This window comes from Calothrix sp. PCC 6303, assembly GCF_000317435.1.
Taxonomy (GTDB): Bacteria; Cyanobacteriota; Cyanobacteriia; order Cyanobacteriales; family Nostocaceae; genus PCC-6303.
The window spans coordinates 1,772,879-1,797,608 of the sequence record NC_019751.1; the positions used below are offsets into that span (position 1 = coordinate 1,772,879).

Here is a 24,730-nt window from a genome sequence, read left to right on the forward strand (position 1 = left end):
GTTTTCTATTTATATACCGAAGCGATGTATTTCCTCAATTCCCAATCTCAATTAAAAGCTTTTTCTTGCTGATTCAGCTTGTGGCAATGCCTAATGTTTCATCTGTTCTACTAACCGAGGGGAAAATCTCTGTATCCACCAACAGAATTAGGGTATTACAATACATACTCATTTGACAATTCTTGATCATCATTCTGATACTGCCTCGATTCTTACGCTCATGATTATTTGTCACTTGTGTTGTTACCAATGTCAGAGAAACCTCCTCTGACTTCGTAAATACCTCACTTAAGTAGCAAACAGCGGCAAACATGAGCGAGGAATTAAAGTTTAGATGGTCATTTGCACCAAAACCGTTCTCCCGGATTTGGTCGTAACTAGCGCTGAACTTCGCTAGTAAATCATTTGTATCTGGTAGGAAAACTGTTGATTGGCTAACAAAAGACAAAGACCCACAATAAATTTATCATGTTCTGCAACAAAAGTTATCTAATTTAGCTTTTGATATTTCGAGAATTCCCCTCAATATTGGTAATTTGGCTACTAAATTTAAACATAGGTAACAAAATATATGATGAAATGGCAGCAATTTTACTTAACTGAGCTAAACAATTTCCAGAACTTATTGAAATCGTCTAAGTTTTGGATTTTACTAGTAGCTGCAACAATACCTTATTTTATAGTGAATAGCCAATGGAATAGGGCATTTGCATCTGAAAATTACACCACTATTAGCCAAAGCCTCCCCACACCGAATAAACCTCCAGCGACATCAGGTAATCAAATTATCCTCAATGGACGTACCGTTACAGGTTTTTGGCGGCAGCAACCACGGAGTAAAAATCAAGTCACCACATACATAGCCGATGGCACGTTACAACAATTAGTAGGAGTGGAACTACTAGATACGAATAATCCCAGTAAACAACCAATTCGATGGTTCTCACCTACCAACAAACCTCAGATTCTCACAGCTAGACTCATAAGCAATTACCGCTATCTAGATGTAACAAACTTATCTAAAACATCAGGATGGCAAATTCAAGTTCAGGGTAATATTTTAACTATTTCGACACCGACTGCCAAAATCACCGATATTCGGGAAACTAACCTGTTGGCAACACCTCCCATCCAATTAGTGGGAATTGATTTGGATGTTCCTGTACCTTGGCAAATTCGTCAAGAACCACCAGTCAAAAAAGTTGTCGATGCTGATGCGGTGAATCCTCAACCGACAGCACCACCAAATCGGGAATGGACAATTATCCTCGATGGAATTGCTGATCAACGGTTAGTTGAACGCTACACACCAATTATTCCTATACCGACACCAACTGCACCGATTCCTTTACCCAATCTCCTCAAACAATTACCAACCCCAGAACCAACACCAATTGCCCCGGCAGCAGAATCTGCCGTTAAACAAGTCCAAGTTGTTAATAATCAGACATTGATTAGAATCAGTGTTCCCTTCGGTTATGCACCGAGAATTTCATCTGCCTCAAACAATAGTCGGTATTTAAGTGTAGAAATCCGTCCTGATGCTTTATTAGGTAAAACTATTACTTGGGCACCGGGAATCAAATGGCAGCAACAGTGGTTAAGCTTAGGAAAAGATAGTTTTCCGGTGGTGCGCTTAGAAATAAATCCCCGGTTGGGAGTCAAACTAAAACCTATAGTTAGTAATCCTGACACCTTAATTGGTACCGCTGCATTAATTCAAACAGCACCAAAATATGAAGCAGCAGGTGCAATCAACGCTGGATTCTTTAACCGTAATAATAGGTTGCCTTTGGGAGCCATCCGTAGTCAAGGAACATGGTTATCCAGTCCTATTTTGAACCGAGGTGCGATCGCGTGGAATGATTTTGGGCAGTTTTACGTAGGTCGCTTGGCTTTAGAAGAAACTTTAACTATTATAGATAATCCAGGTTCTGGAAAAATCCCCATTTCTTTCCTCAACAGCGGCTATGTTCAAAGCAGCATTGCCCGCTACACAGCAGCTTGGGGAAAAGATTACACCCCACTCACCGACACCGAAATTATCTTAATAGTAGAAAATAACCAAGTTACCAATCAAATACCCGTCACCTCCACCACCAAAAATCCGGTTCCAATTCCTCCTCAAGGCTCTCTGCTGGTGTTTCGGGGTAATACTACAACTAGTGCCAATTTACTCCCAATTGGCACAAAAATCAATATTCAAAGTCGTACTATTCCCGACGAATTTAATCGTTATCCCAACATTATTGGTGCTGGACCATTACTTATTCAAAATAATCAAATAGTTCTAGATGCTAAATTAGAAAACTTTAGCAATGCCTTCATTCGAGAAAAAGCGATTCGTAGCGGCATTTGTACAGATGCTAAAGGCTTAATATCACTCGTCACAATTCACAATCGTTCAGGTGGTGCCGGACCAACATTAGCAGAACATGCTCAATTGATGCAGCAATTGGGCTGTACCAATGCCCTCAACCTTGATGGGGGAAGTTCCACCAGCCTCTATTTAGGAGGACAACTAATCGATCGTTCCCCTAGTACCGCAGCTAGAGTTCACAATGGTATCGGCATCTTTAGATCGAAATAATCGAACATTTAATTTGCCCATGTTTGTTTAAAGTTAACAACAAGCTGCTATTTAATTTCATAAAGACTTGATATAGACACCGTAAATTTAGCAGCTGTTGTTTACACCCCCCATTGTGATTTTGCTATGTTAGCCAAAGACATCTGAATTGCTGATTTTCACGGTTGCGATATTGCACCATATTTTCTCATCAATAGTATAGAAGCAAACAATAATTCTTTTTCTCTCCAATTTCTATTTCCACAAGAGGTAACTATGGCTCAAGAAACAGCACAAATCAACACTTTACCCATGCCATCATCTGCAACTACTCGTGGTGTTGCTGCCACAGAACTACGTCCTTGGGGTTCTTTTACAATTTTGGAAGAAGGACGCGGTTACAAAATCAAACGGATTGAAGTCAAACCTGGACACCGTTTAAGTTTACAAATGCACCACCACCGCAGTGAACATTGGATTGTTGTTTCCGGAACAGCTAAAGTAGTCTGTGGAAACGATGAAATTTTGCTCAGTAATAACGAATCCACATACGTTCCTCAATGTACATCACATCGTTTAGAGAACCCCGGAGTTATCCCCTTAGTTTTGATTGAAGTCCAAAATGGCGAATATTTGGGGGAGGACGACATAGTACGTTATCAAGATGATTATTCCCGTACTGAGAAGAAGTAGATATTGGCGATTAGCTGTATATTTCAAGTAAATCACAGTACAAAAAGAAAAACCTAGATAGGTTCAGGTGTAATCTCTTTGTCACCACCCCATCTTAAAATTTTAAGATGGGGTTTCAATTTGCAATATTGCCAGAAATTTATGATTACTCTTAGCCCAGTTGCCATCAACGAAATTAAACGATTACAATCAAAGCAGCAACAGCCAAACACAGTGGTTAATTTGGCGGTTAGATCTGGTGGGTGTTCCGGTTTATTTTACGATTTATCATTTTTAGCAGTTGACCACCAAGGGAATATTATCTTAGAAGATTCACCACTGGCAGAAAACCATCAACATGGTGCTACCTCGCAAGAATCATTACGTGATGTTATCGAAGCAAACCGCCCAAAGCACGTTCACACTAAAATTGATATATTTGCCGCCAATGGCATCAAGATAATTTCCGACCCTGAGACCTGTAAATATATTCACGATCTCACAATAGATTATTCAGAAGATCTAATGGGTGGAGGTTTTCGCTTCAATAATCCCCAAGCTACAGCTACCTGTGGATGTGGAAACTCTTTCTCCATCAGTGAACTTTCGTGACTAAACCTCGTCTATCTTGAAAACTGTAGTTTTCTACAAAGACCAAGACTTAATTCACAACCCTATTGGCTACTACAAAATTATTTATTTGCAAAACACGATCAAAAAAGATATAATCAGGATTTGTTAAAAGTTAGACCATTACACAGCTTCACGCGCTGTAACTCATGCCAACTATACAGCAGCTCATCAGAAACGAACGCGAAAAAGCGCGTCAGAAAACCAAGTCCCCAGCCCTCAAACAGTGCCCGCAACGTCGGGGCGTTTGTACCAGGGTGTACACAACCACACCCAAAAAACCGAACTCTGCACTTCGCAAAGTTGCTCGGGTGCGTCTGACTTCCGGATTTGAAGTTACAGCTTACATTCCCGGAATTGGTCACAACCTCCAAGAACATTCAGTTGTTATGATCCGTGGCGGTCGGGTGAAAGACTTACCGGGTGTAAGATACCACATCATTCGTGGGACTCTGGACACTGCTGGAGTCAAAGACCGTAAGCAAGGTCGTTCCAAGTATGGAACTAAGCGTCCGAAAGCTGCTTCCTAACTAATTTGGACATTAGGCAGTTAACTACCTAACAAATCGATTCATCGCATTTTTTAGGCTAGACTCAACCAGTCAAGAACAATAAGCATGATATTCTGGGCGGCAAAGTCCAAGCTTGACTTTCTACTCAGATCTCTTGCTTCCTACTTCTAAAATCCAAGTTAGCCTCACCAACAAGCGCAGTCAAATCACTTGCTGGTCTAATTGCTCGGATCGCGTTAAATTAGTAGAGCTTCGTTTATAGCTTGCCCAAGCGCGAGTGTAGAAAATTTTGAGATGCTGTGGGTGTCAGCCACACTCTGATTGGGCATTAAAGTATATAATTAATGTCGCCTTGCATATCTGGTTGAGATCGCAAGTATTTTCTAAGTCAGCATCGCTGCAAATGTAGTCAGAGAGACCTCGCCGTGCAACGACGGGCTTTCCTCTGACTTCGTGAAAAGCAAAACTCTGGGAAAAAATGTAACGTAACGGTGTTCAACCCAGTTACAACTTTCCAAAACGCTCAAACGTCATTTTATTGCCAAAGCCGAATTTAAGGGTTAAGTATGTCTCGTCGTGGTGTTATTCAAAGGCGTCAAGTCCCGCCTGACTCAGTTTACAACAGTCGTCTGGTAAGCATGACCATACGTCGCATTATGCGTCATGGCAAAAAGTCGCTGGCTGCACGCATTGTTTATGATGCGATGAAAACAATCGAAGAACGCACTGGTAGCGATCCCCTCGAAACCTTTGAAAGAGCAGTGCGGAACGCAACCCCACTAGTTGAAGTCAAAGCCAGACGTGTGGGTGGTGCAACCTATCAAGTACCAATGGAAGTGCGTACAGAACGTGGCACAACATTGGCGCTACGCTGGTTAGTGCAGTATTCTCGTTCTCGTCCTGGTCGGACAATGGCAGCTAGACTTGCAAACGAGTTAATGGATGCTGCAAACGAAACCGGAAGTGCCATCAAAAAGCGTGAGGAGACTCACCGGATGGCAGAAGCGAACAAGGCTTTTGCACATTATCGATACTAATACAAGCGGAATATCTGATCGCCTCATGTTTGAAAATCAATATATCGCCACCGCAAAGTCGTGGTATGTAGGTGTTTAAAAAGGTTGGCGGTTTTCCGTAAAAGTATAGAATCTTAACAAAGTGTAATATAAAAGATATCATGAGGCGAAAGCTATAGGAGGCAGCTGTGGCACGTACAACTCCGTTAGAGAGGGTACGCAACATTGGTATTGCGGCGCATATAGATGCGGGCAAAACAACAACAACAGAAAGAATTTTATTTTATTCTGGGGTTGTTCACAAAATTGGTGAGGTTCATGAAGGAACCGCCGTTACCGACTGGATGGAACAAGAGCGGGAACGGGGAATCACCATTACAGCGGCTGCGATTAGCACTAGCTGGAAAGATCATCAAATAAACATTATTGATACTCCTGGTCACGTAGACTTCACAATTGAAGTCGAACGTTCCATGCGTGTACTAGATGGTGTGATCACCGTCTTGTGTTCTGTAGGTGGTGTACAACCACAAACAGAAACAGTGTGGCGGCAAGCAGACCGTTATAAAGTTCCTCGTTTCATCTTTGTGAACAAGATGGATAGAACTGGGGCTAGCTTTTATAAGGTGTATGAGCAAGTACGCGATCGCTTACGCGCAAATGCCGTTCCCATTCAACTACCCATCGGTGCCGAAACTGAATTTTTAGGATTAGTAGATTTAGTTAAAATGCGTGCGTATATATATACGAACGACAAAGGCACTGATATCCAAGAGCAAGATATCCCCGCAGATATGGAGGAGTTGTCTCAGGAGTATCGCCGCAAGCTTATTGAAGCTGTAGCCGAAACTGACGACAACTTGATGAACAAGTATTTTGAGGGTGAAGAGTTAACCGAAGAAGAGATTCGCACAGCTCTACGTAAAGGAACAATTTCCGGTGGAATTGTCCCCATGATTTGTGGTTCTGCCTTCAAAAACAAAGGTGTCCAATTACTACTAGATGCAGTAGTGGATTATCTGCCCTCACCTGCTGAAGTACCTCCAATTCAAGGTACCCTCCTCAACGGCGATCCAGTTGAACGCCACGCTGATGACACTGAGCCACTATCAGCACTCGCCTTCAAAATCATGGCAGACCCCTATGGTCGTCTGACATTCGTCCGGGTTTATTCCGGCATCCTGAAAAAAGGTAGCTATATTCTTAATGCCACCAAAGGGAAAAAAGAAAGAATTTCCCGTTTGGTTGTCTTGAAAGCAGACGATCGCCAAGACGTAGATGAACTACGGGCAGGTGATTTAGGTGCAGCGTTAGGTTTAAAAGATACTCTAACAGGTGACACGATTACTGATGAAGGCTCACCAGTAATTCTGGAATCTCTATTTATTCCAGAGCCAGTTATTTCGGTTGCGGTGGAACCAAAAACCAAAAATGACATGGATAAGCTGTCTAAAGCTTTACAATCTCTTTCCGAAGAAGATCCAACTTTCCGCGTCAGAGTCGATCAAGAAACAAACCAAACCGTAATTGCCGGGATGGGAGAATTACACTTAGAAATTCTAGTAGATCGGATGCTACGGGAATTTAAAGTTGAAGCTAACGTTGGCGCACCCCAAGTAGCCTATCGGGAAACCATTCGTAAAGCCGTCAACAAAGTTGAAGGTAAGTTCATCCGTCAAAGTGGTGGTAAGGGACAATACGGTCACGTTGTCATCAACCTAGAACCGGGTGAAGCCGGAACAGGTTTTGAATTCGTCTCCAAAATTGTCGGTGGTTCCGTACCTAAAGAGTACGTTGGTCCCGCTGAAGCTGGAATGAAAGAAAGCTGTGAATCAGGAGTTCTGGCAGGATATCCTTTAATTGATGTCAAAGCGACATTAATTGATGGTTCTTACCACGATGTCGATTCATCGGAAATGGCATTCAAAATTGCTGGTTCTATGGCAATGAAAGAAGCCGTACTAAAAGCTTCACCTGTGTTATTAGAGCCGATGATGAAAGTCGAGGTAGAAGTTCCCGAAGACTACCTTGGTGATGTCATGGGTGATTTGAACTCCCGTCGTGGACAAATCGAAGGGATGGGATCTGAACAAGGTCTTGCTAAAGTCACGGCAAAAGTTCCATTGGCAGAAATGTTTGGCTATGCCACTGACATTCGGTCAAAAACCCAAGGTCGGGGTATCTTCTCAATGGAATTTAGTAGCTATGAAGAAGTACCTCGCAACGTTGCCGAGGCAATCATAGCGAAAAGCAAAGGGAACGCATAACTAAAAAAGGAAACAACTATTCATGGCACGCTCGAAGTTTGAACGGAATAAACCCCACGTTAACATTGGTACCATCGGTCACGTTGACCATGGTAAAACCACTTTAACAGCAGCAATCACTATGACCTTAGCGGCATCAGGAAAATCTGTTGCTAAGGCATACGACCAAATCGATGCTGCTCCCGAAGAAAAAGCACGCGGTATTACAATTAACACCGCTCACGTAGAATACGAAACTGACAACCGTCACTACGCTCACGTAGATTGTCCTGGACACGCTGACTATGTGAAGAACATGATCACTGGTGCAGCACAAATGGACGGCGGCATCTTGGTTTGTTCCGCAGCAGACGGTCCTATGCCCCAAACCCGCGAACATATTCTGTTGGCAAAGCAGGTGGGTGTACCTAGCTTGGTGGTTTTCTTGAACAAAGAAGACATGGTGGATGATGCGGAACTACTAGAATTAGTTGAGTTAGAAGTACGCGAACTTCTTTCCAGCTACGATTTCCCCGGCGATGATATCCCCATCATCACAGGCTCTGGTTTGAAAGCATTGGAAAAAATGGCTTCTGCGCCTAAAACCCAACGGGGTGAAGACACTTGGGTAGACAAAATCTACGCCTTGATGGACGCTGTAGACTCCTACATTCCTACCCCTGAGCGGGAAGTTGACAAACCTTTCTTGATGGCGGTAGAAGACGTATTCTCGATTACAGGTCGGGGTACAGTTGCTACCGGACGGATTGAACGTGGGAAAGTTAAAGTTGGTGACAACGTAGAGTTGGTTGGTTTGCGTAACACCCGCGCTACCACCGTAACTGGAATCGAGATGTTTAAGAAGAGTCTCGAAGAAGGTATGGCTGGTGACAACGCTGGTTTGTTGCTACGTGGTATCCAAAAAACTGACATTGAGCGCGGAATGGTATTGGCAAAGCCAGGTTCCATCACCCCTCACACCGAATTTGAAGGTGAAGTATATGTTTTGACCGAAAAAGAAGGTGGTCGTAAGACTCCTTTCTTTGCTGGTTATCGTCCCCAGTTCTACGTGCGGACAACTGATGTAACTGGAACAATTGATGCTTTTACCTCTGATGATGGTAGTGCAGCAGAAATGGTAATGCCAGGCGATCGCATTAAAATGACAGTGAAGCTAATCAACCCAGTAGCGATTGAGCAAGGTATGCGCTTTGCGATTCGTGAAGGTGGTCGTACCATCGGTGCTGGTGTCGTTTCTAAAATTATCAAGTAGAAACTGTACATTTTTTAATTGAAGAAAGTAGCAGAGATGATATAATTCATCGTCTCTGCTCTTTTATGTCTCCCCAAAAGAATTTAGATTCTAGATTTTGGGTTAACTCTAAAATCTAATATCTAAAATCCAAAATCACTAGAACCAGGAAAATTTGAAATGGCAACGCTACAGCAGCAAAAAATTAGAATCCGTTTACAAGCTTTTGACCGACGTTTGCTAGATACATCTTGTGAAAAGATTGTGGAAACTGCCAACAGAACAAACGCTACAGCTATAGGTCCGATTCCTTTACCTACTAAACGCCGCATTTATTGTGTGTTGCGATCGCCTCACGTCGATAAAGACTCCCGCGAACATTTTGAAACCCGTACTCACCGACGCATCATTGATATTTATCAACCATCTTCTAAAACGATTGATGCTTTGATGAAATTGGATTTACCATCCGGTGTAGATATTGAAGTGAAGTTGTAAGAAATGATAACTTGTTGAGTAGAAACGTAAGACTACCAACTTTACATAATTATTGTAATAATTAATACTAGCCCTGAGATATATTTCTTCAGGGCTTTCTATTTGCTGTAAAACAAAATGATAGAATATTACTAAGTCAACATAAAGTCATAACTTTTAAAGATTAAACTTATACCAAGGCAAAAATGGCATCCTCTCCTCAAATTGCTGTTCGTGAACTACCTCTATTTCCATTACCGGATTTAGTTTTGTTTCCAACTCGCCCACAAGCACTACATGTCTTTGAATTTCGCTACCGAATCATGATGAACACGATTTTGGAAAGCGATCGCAGGTTTGGTATTTTAATGATTGATCCAAACACAGGAACAGTGGCAAACGTTGGTTGTTGTGCAGAAATCATTCATTATCAACGCTTGCCTGATGACAGGATGAAAATGTTAACCTTGGGGCAGCAGCGTTTTCGAGTGCTAGAATATGTCCGGGAAAAGCCTTACAGAGTTGGTTTGGTTGAATGGATCGAAGATGAAACACCAACCGATGATTTACGTCCCTTAGCTTCAGAAGTTGAACAACTTCTACGGGATGTCGTCCGCTTATCTGGAAAGCTAACTGAGCAAAATATAGAATTACCTGAAGATCTACCAGATTTACCGACTGAACTATCTTATTGGGTAGCTAGTAATTTACATGGTGTTGCACCAGAACAACAAGCATTATTAGAATTACAGGATACTGCTGCTCGTTTAGAGCGGGAAGCAGAAATTTTGACCTCAACTCGTAATCATTTAGCTGCTCGCACAGTATTGAAAGATACTTTTAATCAAAAGCTGTAATTCAGGAATATATTCAAATTGCCCCTACTCCCCCTTCGGTGTGTTGAGATGTTGTGTACTTGCAAAATTTTTTAGCCGAAGGATCGGGTAGTTCACAGGTTGTTACTTGAGAGAACACCATAACTGCCAAAAATCTTTAAAATTTCCGTATTGCTTGCTAATTCTGTGAAAGCGGATTCCATTGGCTCATTAATGCTTCCTGATTCGATATCAATAAAGAAGAGATATTCACCAAGCGATCGCTTAGTGGGACGAGACTCGATTCTACTAAGGTTTAGATTTAAATTAGCGAATATTTTGAGATTTTTGACCAATGCACCAGGTACATTTGCTGGGACACTAAATGCTAAGGAAGTATGAGTTGGATTGATTTTAGACGAGTCAATAATTGGTGGAGTAGCATTCTGACTCACAACCCAAAAACGCGTACAATTATCTGGATAATCATTGATTCCATCTGCCAGAATAGGCAAATTATACAGTTGTGCAGCACGGTGTGAAGAAATCGCCGCAGCAGTTGTATCTTGTTCTAAAGTTGGCAACGCCGAAGTTGTTGAATTTGTGGCAATTAGCTGTACATTTGGTAAAAATTTCTCCAACCAAACTTGGCATTGTGCTAAACCTTGGGGATGGGAATAAACTGTTTGGATTTGCTCTAAATTTTCAGCACAAGATATCAAAACATGAACAATTGGCATATTTAATGCTAATTGAATTTGCAATGTGTCTAGTTGCCACATTGCGTCCATTGTCATTGTCACGCTGCCTTCAATTGAGTTTTCCGCTGGAACAACCGCAAGTTTTGTTTTACCTTCAGCAACAGCTTTGAGGGATTGGGCAATGCTGGGATGAGGACACAAAATAGCTTTTATCCCGGTGGTTCGGGCAAGCCAATTAGCATAGTAAAGTGCAGCTTGTTCGCTATGGTTTCCAGGCGGTCCTAAATGTGCAATTGAAAGATTCATCAAGTTATATCCTTAAAATCTAGTTTTTAGGTAATTAGGAGCGGAAATTTAGTAACATGCAATATTACTTCTGATCTCGGTAACTGAAATATATAACATTCTCAAGTCCAGAATCAAAAGAGAAAGTTGACTAGTAAGTATAAATTTTTATGACTAAAACTGTACGGATCTGGATGATTATATTGTTTAAAATTAAGATATCTTGTTTTTATAGGGAAAGATATTCTATTTATTAAAAGATATTAGAATTATTAACATAAACGTTTACATTAATTTATGCTGACTAAGTTTACAGCTGCCCAATCCTTAGAAATAGATGTTGCTGAACAACCAATTCCAATTCAGCATTACCTACGTCAACCTCAGCGTCTGGTCAACGCACTAGTTGATCCTAGTCGGATAGTTCAACTATCAGAAGAAATATTTCGGTTAAAGATGCGTCCCCTGTCGTTTATGTCGGTAAGTATTCAGCCAACAGTTGATATGAGGGTTTGGACGGGGGCAAATGGTATAGTTTGTCTCGAATCGGTAGATTGTGAAATTATTGGAGTTGAGTATATTAATCAACGGTTTTCACTTCAGTTGAAAGGGTATTTATATCCAGAACAGTCAAAAGCTGGAACTCGTTTAAAAGGGCAAGCTGATTTAAAAGTACAGGTAGATTTACCACCACCATTTTCTTTTATGCCGAAAATGATTGTGGAGACGGCTGGAAACGGTTTACTTAAAAGCGTGTTAATGACAATTCAGCAAAGATTGCTACGGTACCTTTTAAAAGATTATCAACAATGGGCTATTTCCCAAACTAAAAATGTGGATGCTAGTGGGGTTAATCCTGATGGAAAGCTGCTAAATTAAAGAAGAATTTCTTCAGCACTGTTTGTCTTGACATGGACTAAAAGATTTACGGTGCAGTATACAGGTACCAAATTGTTGAATAGCTTCTAGATGGCGTTGGCTACCATAGCCTTTATTGCGGTGTAAATCATACATTGGATACTTAGATGCTAACCGAATTACCAAGTCATCGCGCCAAACTTTAGCGACTATACTGGCAGACGCGATCGCTAACGACAACGAATCACCTTTAATTATAGTTTGTTGGGGAATTCCTAAATCAGGAATGTATTGATTGCCATCCACCAAGCAAAGTGTCGGTTGTACTTTCAGTTTGAGTACAGAGCGCTTCATCGCCAACAATGAAGCCTGTAAAATATTAATACTGTCAATTTCGGCAGTTGAAGCAAAACCGATTTTCCAGTCTGTAGCAAGCAGACAAATTTGCTGTGCTAATTGAGTGCGACGTAAACTTGATAACTTTTTACTGTCTTTGACTCCCATTGCAGCTAATTCGGGTAATGCAGTGGTTGGGAGAATCACCGCTGCTGCTACAACTGGACCAAATAATGCACCTCGTCCCACTTCATCCACACCAGCTATAATTCCTTGAGTATTAGATAATGTAGATAGTTCAAGCCAATTAGATGTTTCGGGAAACAAACTTGGAATTGCTGGCTTTTTTTTTACCATTTTAGTTGTTATATTTCTAAACGCGATCGCGTTGCTGTAGTCTTTCCCCTTGGAACTCAGAGACGCGATAGATCGCGTCTCTACGGGGTGAAATTACTCTGGGGATTCAGATGAAATTTGATCAGAATCCGGTTTTTCCGGCTTTAGTAATGGGAATGCGATCGCGTCTTTAATACTGGCACAATCTGTAAGTAGCATCACTAATCTATCGATACCGATGCCTAAACCCCCTGTAGGAGGCATTCCGTACTCCAAAGCTGTGATAAAGTCCTCATCAACTCCCTGCGCTTCTAAGTCCCCCTCAGCTTTCCTCGCAGCTTGTGCTTCTAGTCTTTGTCTCTGATCGATCGGATCTGTCAACTCAGAAAAACTATTCCCTGTTTCCCTACCCACAATAAATAACTCAAACCTTTCCACCAAACCAGGTTTAGAACGGTGGGGTTTTGCTAAGGGTGAATTTTCGACTGGGTAATCAATCACAAATGTTGGTTGAATTAAAGTTGTTTCCACCTTCTCTTCAAAAGCCAAAACCAATAATTTACCAATTGAAGTGTGTTCATCAACATCAGGAATTCCCGCATTTTTACATGCCGTTTTTGCCTCTTCCACAGTGGAAAAAGTTGTGAAATCTAAGCCAGTGGCATCTTTTACCAAATCATGCATTGTCACCCGTCGCCAAGGTGGTGTCAAATCTATATCTTGTCCTTGGTAGTTAATTTTTAAAGTTCCCAAAACATCCTGGGCAACGGTGGTGATAATTCCCTCCGTGAGGTTCATCATGTCATCGTAATCGGCATAAGCCTGATAAATCTCAATGGAAGTAAATTCAGGATTATGACGGGTAGAAATTCCCTCATTACGGAAAATTCTCCCCATCTCAAATACCTTTTCAAAACCACCCACAATTAACCGTTTCAGGTGTAACTCCGTGGCAATCCGCAAATAAAGCTGAATATCTAGGGTATTGTGGTAAGTCACGAAGGGACGCGCATCAGCACCACCTGCTTCTGCTTGCAATACTGGGGTTTCAATTTCTAGAAAATCACGTTCTTCCAAGTATCTGCGAATACCCGCAGTAATTTTGGCACGACGACGAAAAGTCTGTTGTACCTCAGGATTAACAATTAAATCTATGTATCTTTGACGGTAACGTTTAGCAACATCTGTTAAACCATGCCACTTATCTGGTAAAGGTAACAACGACTTTGTTAAAATCGCAAATTCCTTCACATAGACCGATAATTCACCCTTTTGCGTTCGTTTAATGGTTCCCTTTACACCCAGGATATCGCCGATATCCATGAGTTTATCTAGAGATTTAAAGGCATTGGGAATTATTTCACCCATGCCATCATCAACAGCTTGCTTATCAAGATAAAGTTGGATTTTACCAGTTTCATCTTGGAGAGTGGCAAACGCCAGTTTACCCATAAACCGACGTGTCATGATGCGTCCTGCGATCGCAACATCGATATTCACCTCTTCACTACTGGGCAAATCGACAAATTGCGCTTGCAACTGTTCGGTGTGATGGGTTATTTCCCAGCGATAAGCATAAGGGTTCATCCCTAACTGCTTTAATTGTTCTGCTTTTTCTAGCCGTGTAGCACGGATATCTTCTTCCGACATGGTTAACAAACTTGTTCAGGACAAATTTAACGGTGAATAATGAATAGTCAACAGTTATCAGATCATAGGATCAAAGTTCCCCAGTTCTTACCACCACATGAATGCAGTTTGCGTTGCCCGCAGTGGTTTAGAAGTGTCACTGAGCTTCGTCCTCAAGGCTCCCTCTGATAACTGTTCACTGATAACTGATAACTTTTTTAATGGATCAGACCAGCCAAATTGTACATTCATAATTGCCAGACTAGCGTCCGTATCCCAGGGAAATACACTGATAGAATAAAGAAGCAGCAGTTATTAAATCCAAATTTTCTCCTGTAATCCATTAGTTAAGGGTGAATACACGTAAATCAAGTAGTTAGTATTTTCACATAATTAGGGTATGAGTAATTTTACTACTCAGCCTTACCGCACAATCAATCGAAGAATACCAAGAATAAATAACACCTAATTTTTGTAAGCGATGTAACCTTCTTAATGCAATCAAAACGTTATCATTGAGTAAAGTTATTCGTTACAACTTCCTAAGGATTGTAAACATTTAAAATAATAAGTTGAGGTAGAGCAATAATATACTGACAGCAGATTCACAAAAGTTTATTAAATTACACGTATTCTGCTTCCTAACTGGTGCTGTTTGAATCCATAACACACAAGCACTTGAGAGCATTTTAAGATCAGAGATTTTGATTTAAATTTTGTTCAGTAAAAGTACCAGTGACGCTAGTGCTGTCATCAGGCTACAACCAAAGAGAAATTACAGAGATACGTACTCACATCAAAGTTAGTTATACCCAATTATTATCTAGATGGGTTCTAACAATCTTAATCAAAATTTAACAATTATTCAGTCATGGGTTAAAACAAATATCCCTAGGTAAGTAGCTTTTTATTCCTCTACTTACCCCGGATGTTGTTGGAATTTTGAGTCAAAAAATACATCAAAAAACATCATTAATATAGTATTCAGGAAGCAACCTATGTATACACCATCCCGCCAATCCGACAACAGTTCTCGCGCTTTATCTACAAACAATATTGCCAATAGCCTTGGATACCAGTCTCAAGAGAAAATTCAAGAAAACTTATTTTCCGCAGTCGTTGGTTCTGGTGTTACCAACTTATTTCCCCGTTACATTGACAAATTAGAATTAAACAATACCAATACCTCCGCGAATTTATCAGAATGGCGATGTGTACGCACATTAACATGTGATTCCTATGCTGTTGCATTTAGTCCAGATGGGAAAAAACTAGCAAGCGGCAGCACTCATATTAAACTTTGGGATTTAGAAACTAAAGAACTAATTTGTACTTTCAAACGATATTCCGGGATTCTCAAAACATTGGCATTTAGTCCCGATGGTAAAACCCTAATTAGCGCTGGTTTAAGCCAAAGTATTGAATTATGGGATGTGGAAACTCAAGAAGAAATCCGCAAATTTGCCCCCTACGCATACGCAGTAAATTCCATCGCCTTTAGCCCCAATGGTAAATTATTTGTCAGTTGCGATCGCGGAAAAACAATTCAAATTTGGAATCCCAATTCACAGCAACCAACAACTACATTTCTGCAACACCAAGATTGGGTGAATTCTGTTAGTATTAGCCCTGATAGTCATGTTCTTGCCAGTGCCAGCCATGATAGAACCATTAAATTGTGGGATTTGTCAACCAGAACCGAGATAGTCACCTTAATTGGGCATTCCTCACCTGTATACTCCTTAGCTTTTAGCCCAGATGGACAAATTCTTGCTAGTGGTAGTGGTGATGGAACCATAAAACTGTGGCACCTAGAAACAGGAAAGCTTCTGAGAACCCTCACAGGACATGCAGATGAAGTCTACTCCGTGGCTTTTAGTGCTGATGGACAAACCCTCGCTAGCGGCAGTGGTGATGCCACAATTAAACTGTGGCACCTAGAAACAGGAGAGGAAATAGAAACATTAGTAGGTCATAAATACGCTGTTAGGTATGTAACTTTCAACCCCAATCAGCAAATTTTGACAAGTACCAGTGCTGATGGTGTCACCAGGATTTGGCAACACAGCTAGAAGAAATATAAGCACAAAACCAGTTTTGGCTTATCAATGCTTCTCAAAACTGTCGAGTTTGTCATAATTTATGCACACAACCAAGATATACCCGGTTTCTAGATTGAGAAACCGGGTTTGTTTTTGCTTTTTTCTTTTCTATTTTTTCAACGCTTCCAACTTGAGAGTATACAGTTGTTGAATTGTTTGTAGGATTTCACGCTGTTTAGATGATATTTCCAATTTAGCGATCGCTTGATCAAAACTATTCCCACCGTGAACGAGTTTCCTCAAATCTCCTTGTTGATCAGAATTCAAAACTTTATGAATCTCTAAATTACGACGTTGCCGTACAGCTTGTTGGCGCTGAAGTTGTTGAGGAGTTATATACTGTTGTCTAAGATTATTAGCTTGCAGCACATTCGCCAAGCTAGAGGAAGCTTCACCGTGCAACGGCGAAATCTCTCTAACAGCAAAAGCAGCCTGAGTGCTAACTTGCGCGATCAGCTTAACCTCAGGAAGCAAAAACGCCAATCCAACACAAATAACTAAAAGTAGCAGTCGCTTGGGAAAAATAATGGACATATACCGATACATTTGAACAGAAAACGCCCCATAAAAACAAAGAACAGGACACAACCATAATTCTCAGTAGTAGTAGATATAACATAAAGGTGTCTTTCTGATTCCCCCACTTCTACTAAGTGGTTCTCATAACCCCTGCGGGATACAAACTACAGTGGGAACGGCACTTTTCGAGAGTCGGATGACCCCCAAAAGCCACCTTGTCGAATCGACATCTGCCGCATTCTGATTTTTCTTTTTTAGTATGAAACCACCCTGCTAAGTAAGTAGAGAGTAGTGAGTAGGCAGCAGTTGAAAAATCCCTTACATCCTTGACAGTGAAAAAATTTTTTTCATCGTGACAGCCTCTTCTTAAAGTCATTTTTCGAGACGCACCGCATACCACTGTAAGTATTTTCCCCGACCCACATCCAACTCACAACTTGTATCCAGTAAATGTTTAGCCTGTAACTCCACTGAATTGAACCTTTGTAAATCTTCCGGCAGGTCTTCACTCTGAAATAGTTGCAAAACTGATTGTAACTTTTCTAGCAATTCTGGTTCCGTTAAAAACTGTTCGGGTTGGTCTGTTTCCAAGACGACATAATTGTCCTCTTGATACATTAACGAATTTGCCACAATAAATTACTACCTCTATAAACAACTAATTTAGGTGATTCCCAGCGTAACGAAGCACAAGCTTCACGTTTCTGGAATGCCATGACTATACGCAAGACTATAAAACGCCTTAATTATACCGACTCTCTACTAGTGCTAGGCTAGTCTATAAAAATACAGCCCATACAAGTTAGTATTATGCTCAGATCACTGAATAAATATTTTCAGCCTTTAAATACCAGCAATTAAGACAATGATGGGAATCTTAGAAGATATTCCCATAGTTTTCCAGATTATGAAAATTGTGGTTTATTTATTGGGAACTATAAATAATAATATTCCTTAAACCATAACACTGGCATTCACAAACCATTTAATTATGCAAATAATTTTCCCCGCAGATTAATTTAATTTTTACCTAGTAGTACTTATGTATCTACCAAACCAACAATTTTTTATTCCAGAATTTAATTTTCATTAGAACGCAACCCATGTCAGGCATAAGTCCTACCAATATCTCGAATCAACCCCCTCTCATTCTCGTGGCTGATGACGATAAGACCATACGACTATTGTTGCGGGAATTTATGGAGAAAGAAGGCTACCGAGTAGTCGAAGTCGGCAACGGCAAACAGTGTTTACAGGCTTTTCAAGAAATGAAACCCGATCTGATTCTCATGGATGCCATTATGCCGGAGATGGATGGTTTCACATGTTGTAAACATCTTATTCAAATTGCCAGAAATAATTTAGTACTTGCATTGGCAAATTTTGAGAATGGCGATTCATTTGGCAGTAACATTATTTCCAGCTTGTGGGAAAAAACTCCAATTTTGATGATCACAGGTTTAAATGACCCAGAATCAGTTGATCGTGCTTTTGAATCGGGAGCCAGTGATTTTGTCACCAAACCAATTCATTGGGCAGTATTACGTCAACGTGTACGTAGATTGTTACAACAAGCACAACTTTACAAACAACTGGAAGCTGCCAACCAAGCATTACAACACTTGGCTAATATGGACGGGTTAACAGGAGTAGCCAATCGCCGTCATTTTGATCAACATTTGAACTCACAGTGGTTGACTTTGGCTCAGGATAAAGCTCCTTTGTCATTGATTTTGTGTGATATTGATTTTTTCAAACGTTACAATGACAAATATGGTCATCCAGCTGGTGATTCTTGCTTGCAGAAAGTGTCAGATGTTCTGGGTGGTGCTGCTCAAAAACATCAAGATTTAGTTGCCCGTTACGGTGGTGAAGAATTTGCTGTAATTATGCCTCGTACCCCAGCTACTGGTGCTGTTCATATTGCGGCAACTATTCAGGCTGGCATCAGAGAATTGCAAATTACCCATATGGAGTCGGCAGTGAGTCAGTATGTAACATTGAGTTTAGGAGTCGCCACAATTATTCCTAACTTTGATCTATCACCACAGGATTTGGTGATTATTGCCGATAAGGCACTATATGAAGCCAAAGAACATGGACGTAATCGGATTATTCTCAAGCAAATGGAATATCCATCACAGTTAGTCTAGTACATGAAGGCAAAGGTGAGTAGGCAGAAAGCGCAAAAGTGGTTTATAAGAACCCATTACAGATAGAAACGCCGAGGTAAACAGTGTTTATCTCGGCGTTTCCAGATAAATAGGTTTTAAAAAACTGGGTTTTAATCTAAAATTGACCCATTTAAGTAAACTATGGTGTTTTTTTATTTTCAGGGTCTTTAAATTAGCTGACCCCGTTTGATCACAATAACAGCATCTCAGAAATTTTCAAAATCTCAAGTTTTATAAGATTTTCTTAATTTTTTGCCAGAAATAGCTCAAAAATATTAATTTATATAAAGAAATATAAGGCAAGCATGAAAAATCTAAGATTTTTCACTTTTTGTCTTCGCCTTGACTCCCGTTTCGTGAGTCTAACCGCCACAAAAAACCCATTAAGAAAACCACACCTATTTGTAGCGCTAAGTTTTGTAACGTATCTTCAGTATTTCGTCCAGCCAGAAATTGCATCAAGAAGATAAAAGCCCCAATCATTCCTGAAGCCCCAAAGCTAAAGTAAAAAAACTTTCGCAGGCTGCGAAACGGGGCAGTTGCTTCAGCTTTCAGACGAGCATATTTTTCCGGGTCAAGTTTCTTGGGATTGCGATTTTGAGAATTTGATTTCACCATTGGCTGCTGATTGTGTTATGATTCATTACTGTTTGTGCCGATGTGGCTCAGTGGTAGAGCACTCGATTCGTAATCGAGCGGTCGCGGGTTCAAATCCCGCCATCGGCTTTAATTGGGGCGTGGCAACGATAAAAAAAAGAGTCGAACTCTAGTCGCCTCATTTTTATGTTTGTCCTCTTCAGTCAGGATAATTGTGACTATCTGGATTTTCGGCTGTGTCCAAAATTTTCCAATACCGTCACCCAGATTTAAAAATATTCACAATTAATATATTCCCTTAAGCCACTGCCATTCTTGACTCAAACCTTCACGTAGTGACACCTGTGGTTGCCAACCAAGAAGCTTCTGTGCTTTGAAGATATCTGCCCCGGTGTGTCTAGCATCACCTATTGCCCTGTCAATAAAGTTACGTTTGATGGGTTTACCGACAATTTGCTCCATCATATTCAACACTTCTGACAATATCACCCTACTGCCACCACCAATATTGAAAATTTGACCAACTGCTTCAGGAATTGTTGCTGCAGCTAAGTTTGCAGCGACTGCATCGCTAACATAGGTAAAATCTCTAGTTTGTTCACCATCTCCAAATACTGGAATTGCTTGATCTTCAATTACAGCTTTGAAGAACTTGTGAAACGCCATATCTGGACGTTGCCTAGGACCATAAACGGTAAAGTAGCGTAATGCCACAAAGGGCACACCAAAGTTTTTGTAATATAGTCCGCATAGAGATTCAGCGGCTAACTTTGTAATCCCGTAGGGTGAAACTGGTGCTGGACAAATTCCTTCATGGGTGGGGAAGGTTTCTGCATCACCGTAGACACTGGAACTGGAAGCAAATACTAACCTTTTGAGAGTGGTGGCATCTTTTGCAGCTTCTAACAATATTTGTGTAGCGTTAATATTGCGCTCTGTATATGAACGGAAACCCTGACCCCAAGATGCTCGAACTCCAGCTTGTGCCGCTTGGTGGTAGACTACTTCAGTGTCTTGTAAAAGTTTTTGCCAATTGAGTAGTTGGATATCGCGCTCGATGAATTCAAACCCCGGATAACTTTGTAGATGGGCGATATTTTTCTGCTTAAATATTGGGTCGTAGTAATCATTGATTTCATCAACACCAATTACTTGCTGTCCCTGTTTGAGAAGGTTTTCGGCAATATGGGAGCCGATAAAGCCCGCTACTCCTGTAACAATATTCTTACTCATAAGTAATGATTGTTTGATACGTTGTGAGATTCGATCTTATATTAATTTTATACAAGGCTGTATAAGATCCCCTCAGTCTAAAAGCTTGGGACTACAATGACTCTGATATTTTAAGTATTTGTACGGTCAAACTAATTTATATGAATCTAAAGATACTTATCTGCCGAGGGAGTGTAATTCATTTATTGCCGTTGCACAGTTCTGGGTGATTAGTTCCAGTTCTTCCTTATTACTAGAAGTTGGAGCCTCAATAACTGTACCAATTCTGATAGTTACAGGAACTGAACGGGGAAAACCACCTTGTTTTTCGATTTCTTGGGTACCCCAGAGAGAAACAGGTAGTAAGGGTGCTTTGGCTTTTGCTGCGATTAAAGCTGCACCGCGTTTGGGATCATTAATACGTCCGTCGGGGGTGCGGGTACCTTCTAAAAATAAGCCGACTGCCCAACCTTGTTCTAAAAATTCTAGAGCGGAACGAATCGCTTGGCGATCGGCACTGCCACGATTTACAGGGTATGCTCCGTATAGTGCGATCGCTTTATTCAACAAAGGAACTTTAAATAGTTCTTCTTTTGCCATGTAAGCAACTGGACGACAGACACAATTAGAGACGATTGGTGGATCAAAGTTGCTAGCATGGTTACTGACTATTACTAATGGTCCTTGTGGGGGGACATTTTCTGCACCATAAATCTTTCCCCGGAAATAGCTATGAAGCATGGGGCTAATAATTGACCATTTTAAGGTATGGTACAGCAGCAAACTAGCAAATGGTTCTCGACTTTTAACCACGGGCGTTTGGACATTCCTCTCAATCAAATACAACTAGCATACAGCAGCTTGTAACTAGATTTGTGATAAAATTGCCGACTTTTTCGCGGATATCGTCATGGTGTATCGTTACATGATCCACCTGTAAGTGAATAATCATCTACTTGTACCCAACTATCTTGCCCTAATGCCCAAAATCCGGTGAAAATATTGTATTCAGTTTCGCTATTGGTTCTAAATTGTAATGTCAGAGTTTTGTAATTAGCTGAACTACCAAACTTGAGTTCAGAATAAACCTTTTGCCTTGCATCTCTAACCCCAAAATAACCATCTGTAACGTTGGCGGATGTGCGGACGTAGGCTGTTAACTTATACTGAGTATTTGGTTGCAGGGTGATTCGCTGACGGATTCCATTCCATCCTGAGACATTACGCATCCAAGCGTTATTTTTTCCTGTACGACTATAGTTTAAACCTCTATCTATACCTGCTCTACCTTCAGAAGCCCATTTTCCACTAACTCTTTGAGCATTTTGTTCCTCAAAACCTTTGTCGTAAGGTAAAGCGACACATAAAGCTTCAGCTTTGGAGGGAGTGAGACTAATTGTGATGGGGGTGCTAATAAGGAGGGTGAGTAGGGAAGGGATAAATACAGCAACTTTAGAAAGTGATTTTTGAGTAGGAAACATTTTGCTCAATCTTCTCGCTTGTACAGGTGGCATGAATCAACTTACACATGTATATGTTGAGTAATTCCACTTTATGCAATAAGTGAGGATTCAAAAATAATTCCTTTAAATTAATTAATCGGCTAATTTACGAAAAATCTCGCAGCTGGGCATGATTTTCGGTACCATATTTCCCATACCTATTCACAGCATACGCTTGGGGTATTTAAAATCTCCAGCCGCAAAATCATAATACATATCATGAATACTTCCCCCGATACCTGGTCAAATTTACTCCAACAACTTCTTAACCACGAATCACTCACTCGGATTCAAGCTGCTGAATTGATGCAGGGTTGGTTAGCTGAAGCTATACCCCTAGAATTATCAGGTGCAATTCTCATTGCCATCCAAGCTAAGGGTGTTTCAGCAGTGGAATTAGCAGGTATGGCTGAAGTTCTCCAATCTCAATCTTCCCAATCTCAGGATTTAGGGCTTCCGATTTTGATTGATACCTGTGGGACTGGGGGGGATGGTGCTTCCACCTTTAATATTTCCACCGCTGTTGCATTTGTTGCTGCGGCTGCGGGGATACCCGTAGCTAAACATGGTAATCGTTCGGCATCGAGTCGTGTGGGTAGTGCTGATGTTCTGGAAGCTTTGGGAGTAAATTTAACTGCACCTAGTGAGCGAGTCAGGGCAGCAGTGGCAGCAGTGGGAATAACATTCTTATTTGCTCCAGGTTGGCATCCAGCCTTAAAATCGGTAGCGACTTTACGGCGGAATTTAAAAGTAAGGACTGTATTTAATTTACTTGGTCCATTAGTAAATCCACTACACCCAACTGCCCAAATTATTGGTGTATTTGACTCAAAATTGTTAACAACCATGGCGGAAGCACTACAACAACTAGGTATAAAAAGGGCTTTTGTATTGCATGGACGGGAAAAGCTGGATGAAGCTGGTTTAGCTGATATTACTGATGTAGCAATATTAGCTGATGGTATTGTTAAATTAGATACTTTGAATCCTGAAGAACTAGGATTGACCCCGGCACCCACCACAGCGTTACAGGGTGGTGACGTGGAAGAAAATAAGCAAATTCTGACAGCAGTATTACAGGGAAAAGGAACTGGCGCTCAACAAGATGCGGTTGCGTTAAATGCCGGGTTAGCTTTACAACTTGGGGGTGTGGTGGAATTTCGAGATCATGCTAAATCAGTAGCAATGGCAAAGGAAATCCTAACTAGCGGGGCGGCTTGGGATAAATTGGTACAGCTGGTCGATTTTCTAAAGAGTTAATTCCGGAAGAATAGGTAGATGTTTGGAGATGGGGACGGAACTCTACGACATTCTGCTTGATGGTGATGTCATAATTTCCAAAAAAGTCGTGTCCCAATAAACCTGTTTCTAATTCTGACCCAGCAATGGCAACTGCCACTCGATTTACCTGAACCCCGGCAACTTCTATGGAGTTGACATAACCAATGGCAAACTCCACCGATTTGGAACTAGCAGTATTTGCTTTAGCCTTACCAACGGCGATAACTGGTAAGGTTGCTGCCATTTTTTGAGTAATTACTGTACCACTAGCTCCAGTATCAACAATCATCTCAAACTTTTGGTTCCCGTTAAAAGTAACTTCAATTACGGGTGTACCACCAGCACGACGTTTGATGGGGACTGTGTAAACTGGGGTTTGTTGTGTGAGTAGTTCTGTAGATTCCGAATTGGGGATAATTAGGGGTTTGGTAATTTTTGGTTCTGGAGGTGGGATGATTTTAGTTTGGGTTGGAGGTGAAGCGGTCGGGATTTTGGCAGATACAACTGCTTGGGGAACTACAACAATAGTTTCCTTGGGAGTGGGGGATGCTACTTCTTGTTGGGGACGTAACGTGACTTTTTGTTGCGCGATTTTGATCCGGCGTTGATATTCGGTAATTTTAGATTGCGCGATCGCGTAACTGGAATCTTGGGGATTCACTTGTTTCAATAATGCGATCGCATCTTGGTATTGACCCGCAACCAACAGCCAATCATCACCAGATTTCGCCGTTTGACTGATACTATAAGCACCAGCCGCTCGATTTAAACCCAATTCAAACAAATTCGGTTCTGATTTGGCAGCAGCTAACACCTGTTGTGTTTCACTGGGTGCTGGAAAATTTGTGGGACTTGAAGCACTAGAAACACTTTGATGTCTTTCACTAGCAGAAGTTGTCTGTTTGTCCTGCCGACAGCCAACAGTTAAACCAACTAGTGCGACCGATACAAGTAACAGTGCTGAACGCAACAGAGAAAATTGAAGCATAATTGTCTGCTATTCTAACTT

Annotated in this window: 24 protein-coding genes and 1 tRNA gene; 14 read left to right on the top strand and 11 right to left on the bottom strand. The window is 41.1% G+C overall.

Annotation, left to right across the window (positions count from 1 at the left end; all coding sequences use genetic code 11):
- Nucleotides 1–73: 73 nt before the first annotated feature.
- Entirely contained in the window at nucleotides 74–448 is a 375-nt protein-coding gene (locus CAL6303_RS07275; protein ID WP_015197200.1) for a hypothetical protein, read from the bottom strand.
- A 123-nt stretch (nucleotides 449–571) separates the two neighbouring features.
- Between CAL6303_RS07275 and CAL6303_RS07280 the strand changes: the two genes are divergently transcribed.
- From CAL6303_RS07280 to CAL6303_RS07320, 9 genes are all read left to right on the top strand, one after another.
- On the top strand, nucleotides 572–2,590 hold the full coding sequence (locus tag CAL6303_RS07280) for a phosphodiester glycosidase family protein (protein ID WP_015197201.1): 2,019 nt from the start codon (nucleotides 572–574) through the stop codon (nucleotides 2,588–2,590).
- Between the two features lie 255 nt (nucleotides 2,591–2,845).
- The gene (locus CAL6303_RS07285; protein ID WP_015197202.1) at nucleotides 2,846–3,262 is read left to right on the top strand and encodes a phosphomannose isomerase type II C-terminal cupin domain; all 417 of its coding nucleotides are present in this window, start codon (nucleotides 2,846–2,848) and stop codon (nucleotides 3,260–3,262) included.
- Nucleotides 3,263–3,403: 141 nt separating this feature from the next.
- Nucleotides 3,404–3,853, top strand: a complete 450-nt coding sequence (locus tag CAL6303_RS07290) for a HesB/IscA family protein (RefSeq protein ID WP_015197203.1) — start codon at nucleotides 3,404–3,406, stop codon at nucleotides 3,851–3,853.
- Nucleotides 3,854–4,020: 167 nt separating this feature from the next.
- Nucleotides 4,021–4,401 (top strand): 30S ribosomal protein S12, encoded by a 381-nt coding sequence (rpsL, locus tag CAL6303_RS07295; RefSeq protein ID WP_015197204.1) that lies wholly within the window; start codon nucleotides 4,021–4,023, stop codon nucleotides 4,399–4,401.
- A 548-nt stretch (nucleotides 4,402–4,949) separates the two neighbouring features.
- Entirely contained in the window at nucleotides 4,950–5,420 is a 471-nt protein-coding gene (gene rpsG, locus CAL6303_RS07300) for a 30S ribosomal protein S7 (protein ID WP_015197205.1), read from the top strand.
- 167 nt (nucleotides 5,421–5,587) lie between these two features.
- Nucleotides 5,588–7,666, top strand: coding sequence for an elongation factor G (gene fusA / locus CAL6303_RS07305; protein ID WP_015197206.1), 2,079 nt, complete (start codon nucleotides 5,588–5,590; stop codon nucleotides 7,664–7,666).
- A 22-nt stretch (nucleotides 7,667–7,688) separates the two neighbouring features.
- Nucleotides 7,689–8,918: an elongation factor Tu gene (tuf, locus tag CAL6303_RS07310; RefSeq protein WP_015197207.1), complete on the top strand. Its 1,230-nt coding sequence runs from the start codon at nucleotides 7,689–7,691 to the stop codon at nucleotides 8,916–8,918.
- Between the two features lie 159 nt (nucleotides 8,919–9,077).
- Complete coding sequence (gene rpsJ / locus CAL6303_RS07315) at nucleotides 9,078–9,395, top strand: 30S ribosomal protein S10 (protein ID WP_015197208.1); 318 nt, start codon at nucleotides 9,078–9,080, stop codon at nucleotides 9,393–9,395.
- A gap of 185 nt (nucleotides 9,396–9,580) precedes the next feature.
- Nucleotides 9,581–10,231 (top strand): LON peptidase substrate-binding domain-containing protein, encoded by a 651-nt coding sequence (locus tag CAL6303_RS07320; RefSeq protein WP_015197209.1) that lies wholly within the window; start codon nucleotides 9,581–9,583, stop codon nucleotides 10,229–10,231.
- A gap of 92 nt (nucleotides 10,232–10,323) precedes the next feature.
- Here CAL6303_RS07320 and pheA read toward each other — a convergent pair whose 3' ends face one another.
- Nucleotides 10,324–11,196: a prephenate dehydratase gene (gene pheA / locus CAL6303_RS07325; RefSeq protein ID WP_015197210.1), complete on the bottom strand. Its 873-nt coding sequence runs from the start codon at nucleotides 11,194–11,196 to the stop codon at nucleotides 10,324–10,326.
- Nucleotides 11,197–11,472: 276 nt separating this feature from the next.
- On the opposite strand from pheA, the gene CAL6303_RS07330 reads away from it, so the two are divergent.
- Entirely contained in the window at nucleotides 11,473–12,054 is a 582-nt protein-coding gene (locus CAL6303_RS07330) for a DUF1997 domain-containing protein (protein ID WP_015197211.1), read from the top strand.
- 12 nt (nucleotides 12,055–12,066) lie between these two features.
- Here CAL6303_RS07330 and CAL6303_RS07335 read toward each other — a convergent pair whose 3' ends face one another.
- Both CAL6303_RS07335 and lysS read right to left on the bottom strand, forming a co-directional pair.
- On the bottom strand, nucleotides 12,067–12,726 hold the full coding sequence (locus CAL6303_RS07335; RefSeq protein WP_015197212.1) for a ribonuclease HII: 660 nt from the start codon (nucleotides 12,724–12,726) through the stop codon (nucleotides 12,067–12,069).
- Between the two features lie 93 nt (nucleotides 12,727–12,819).
- Complete coding sequence (lysS, locus tag CAL6303_RS07340) at nucleotides 12,820–14,355, bottom strand: lysine--tRNA ligase (protein ID WP_015197213.1); 1,536 nt, start codon at nucleotides 14,353–14,355, stop codon at nucleotides 12,820–12,822.
- A gap of 977 nt (nucleotides 14,356–15,332) precedes the next feature.
- Here lysS and CAL6303_RS07345 point away from each other — a divergent pair.
- Complete coding sequence (locus CAL6303_RS07345) at nucleotides 15,333–16,406, top strand: WD40 repeat domain-containing protein (RefSeq protein WP_015197214.1); 1,074 nt, start codon at nucleotides 15,333–15,335, stop codon at nucleotides 16,404–16,406.
- Between the two features lie 138 nt (nucleotides 16,407–16,544).
- On the opposite strand, the gene CAL6303_RS07350 is transcribed toward CAL6303_RS07345, so the two are convergent.
- Nucleotides 16,545–16,970, bottom strand: coding sequence for a hypothetical protein (locus CAL6303_RS07350; protein ID WP_015197215.1), 426 nt, complete (start codon nucleotides 16,968–16,970; stop codon nucleotides 16,545–16,547).
- Between the two features lie 357 nt (nucleotides 16,971–17,327).
- Nucleotides 17,328–17,588: a chlororespiratory reduction protein 7 gene (locus CAL6303_RS07355; RefSeq protein WP_041739211.1), complete on the bottom strand. Its 261-nt coding sequence runs from the start codon at nucleotides 17,586–17,588 to the stop codon at nucleotides 17,328–17,330.
- 470 nt (nucleotides 17,589–18,058) lie between these two features.
- Here CAL6303_RS07355 and CAL6303_RS07360 point away from each other — a divergent pair, with 470 nt between their 5' ends.
- The gene (locus CAL6303_RS07360) at nucleotides 18,059–19,108 is read left to right on the top strand and encodes a response regulator (RefSeq protein ID WP_015197218.1); all 1,050 of its coding nucleotides are present in this window, start codon (nucleotides 18,059–18,061) and stop codon (nucleotides 19,106–19,108) included.
- A gap of 345 nt (nucleotides 19,109–19,453) precedes the next feature.
- On the opposite strand, the gene CAL6303_RS07365 is transcribed toward CAL6303_RS07360, so the two are convergent.
- Nucleotides 19,454–19,747 carry a DUF3493 domain-containing protein gene (locus CAL6303_RS07365; protein WP_015197219.1) on the bottom strand — a complete coding sequence of 98 codons (294 nt, stop codon included), beginning with the start codon at nucleotides 19,745–19,747 and terminating at the stop codon, nucleotides 19,454–19,456.
- A gap of 36 nt (nucleotides 19,748–19,783) precedes the next feature.
- Here CAL6303_RS07365 and CAL6303_RS07370 point away from each other — a divergent pair.
- Nucleotides 19,784–19,855, top strand: a tRNA-Thr gene (locus tag CAL6303_RS07370).
- Nucleotides 19,856–20,011: 156 nt separating this feature from the next.
- Here CAL6303_RS07370 and CAL6303_RS07375 read toward each other — a convergent pair.
- The 3 genes from CAL6303_RS07375 to CAL6303_RS07385 all read right to left on the bottom strand — a co-directional run bounded on the left by CAL6303_RS07375 (nucleotide 20,012) and on the right by CAL6303_RS07385 (nucleotide 22,419).
- The gene (locus CAL6303_RS07375; RefSeq protein ID WP_015197220.1) at nucleotides 20,012–20,959 is read right to left on the bottom strand and encodes an NAD-dependent epimerase/dehydratase family protein; all 948 of its coding nucleotides are present in this window, start codon (nucleotides 20,957–20,959) and stop codon (nucleotides 20,012–20,014) included.
- A 156-nt stretch (nucleotides 20,960–21,115) separates the two neighbouring features.
- Nucleotides 21,116–21,751 carry a lysophospholipid acyltransferase family protein gene (locus CAL6303_RS07380; RefSeq protein ID WP_015197221.1) on the bottom strand — a complete coding sequence of 212 codons (636 nt, stop codon included), beginning with the start codon at nucleotides 21,749–21,751 and terminating at the stop codon, nucleotides 21,116–21,118.
- Between the two features lie 95 nt (nucleotides 21,752–21,846).
- Nucleotides 21,847–22,419, bottom strand: coding sequence for a hypothetical protein (locus CAL6303_RS07385; protein WP_041739214.1), 573 nt, complete (start codon nucleotides 22,417–22,419; stop codon nucleotides 21,847–21,849).
- A 240-nt stretch (nucleotides 22,420–22,659) separates the two neighbouring features.
- Between CAL6303_RS07385 and trpD the strand changes: the two genes are divergently transcribed.
- Complete coding sequence (trpD, locus tag CAL6303_RS07390) at nucleotides 22,660–23,700, top strand: anthranilate phosphoribosyltransferase (RefSeq protein WP_015197222.1); 1,041 nt, start codon at nucleotides 22,660–22,662, stop codon at nucleotides 23,698–23,700.
- On the opposite strand, the gene CAL6303_RS07395 is transcribed toward trpD, so the two are convergent.
- Entirely contained in the window at nucleotides 23,645–24,709 is a 1,065-nt protein-coding gene (locus CAL6303_RS07395) for a TIGR02281 family clan AA aspartic protease (RefSeq protein ID WP_015197223.1), read from the bottom strand. The two genes, trpD and CAL6303_RS07395, sit on opposite strands and share 56 nt — an antisense overlap.
- Between the last annotated feature and the right edge of the window lie 21 nt (nucleotides 24,710–24,730).

Bases quoted from the DNA above. Each gene is read 5' to 3' on its own strand.
- CAL6303_RS07280 (WP_015197201.1), top strand. From the start codon at position 572: ATGATGAAATGGCAGCAATTTTACTTAACTGAGCTAAACAATTTCCAG.
- CAL6303_RS07285 (WP_015197202.1), top strand. From the start codon at position 2,846: ATGGCTCAAGAAACAGCACAAATCAACACTTTACCCATGCCATCATCT.
- CAL6303_RS07290 (WP_015197203.1), top strand. From the start codon at position 3,404: ATGATTACTCTTAGCCCAGTTGCCATCAACGAAATTAAACGATTACAA.
- rpsL (WP_015197204.1), top strand. From the start codon at position 4,021: ATGCCAACTATACAGCAGCTCATCAGAAACGAACGCGAAAAAGCGCGT.
- rpsG (WP_015197205.1), top strand. From the start codon at position 4,950: ATGTCTCGTCGTGGTGTTATTCAAAGGCGTCAAGTCCCGCCTGACTCA.
- tuf (WP_015197207.1), top strand. From the start codon at position 7,689: ATGGCACGCTCGAAGTTTGAACGGAATAAACCCCACGTTAACATTGGT.
- rpsJ (WP_015197208.1), top strand. From the start codon at position 9,078: ATGGCAACGCTACAGCAGCAAAAAATTAGAATCCGTTTACAAGCTTTT.
- CAL6303_RS07320 (WP_015197209.1), top strand. From the start codon at position 9,581: ATGGCATCCTCTCCTCAAATTGCTGTTCGTGAACTACCTCTATTTCCA.
- pheA (WP_015197210.1), bottom strand. From the start codon at position 11,196: ATGAATCTTTCAATTGCACATTTAGGACCGCCTGGAAACCATAGCGAA.
- CAL6303_RS07330 (WP_015197211.1), top strand. From the start codon at position 11,473: ATGCTGACTAAGTTTACAGCTGCCCAATCCTTAGAAATAGATGTTGCT.
- CAL6303_RS07335 (WP_015197212.1), bottom strand. From the start codon at position 12,726: ATGGTAAAAAAAAAGCCAGCAATTCCAAGTTTGTTTCCCGAAACATCT.
- lysS (WP_015197213.1), bottom strand. From the start codon at position 14,355: ATGTCGGAAGAAGATATCCGTGCTACACGGCTAGAAAAAGCAGAACAA.
- CAL6303_RS07345 (WP_015197214.1), top strand. From the start codon at position 15,333: ATGTATACACCATCCCGCCAATCCGACAACAGTTCTCGCGCTTTATCT.
- CAL6303_RS07350 (WP_015197215.1), bottom strand. From the start codon at position 16,970: ATGTCCATTATTTTTCCCAAGCGACTGCTACTTTTAGTTATTTGTGTT.
- CAL6303_RS07360 (WP_015197218.1), top strand. From the start codon at position 18,059: ATGTCAGGCATAAGTCCTACCAATATCTCGAATCAACCCCCTCTCATT.
- CAL6303_RS07365 (WP_015197219.1), bottom strand. From the start codon at position 19,747: ATGGTGAAATCAAATTCTCAAAATCGCAATCCCAAGAAACTTGACCCG.
- CAL6303_RS07375 (WP_015197220.1), bottom strand. From the start codon at position 20,959: ATGAGTAAGAATATTGTTACAGGAGTAGCGGGCTTTATCGGCTCCCAT.
- CAL6303_RS07385 (WP_041739214.1), bottom strand. From the start codon at position 22,419: ATGTTTCCTACTCAAAAATCACTTTCTAAAGTTGCTGTATTTATCCCT.
- trpD (WP_015197222.1), top strand. From the start codon at position 22,660: ATGAATACTTCCCCCGATACCTGGTCAAATTTACTCCAACAACTTCTT.
- CAL6303_RS07395 (WP_015197223.1), bottom strand. From the start codon at position 24,709: ATGCTTCAATTTTCTCTGTTGCGTTCAGCACTGTTACTTGTATCGGTC.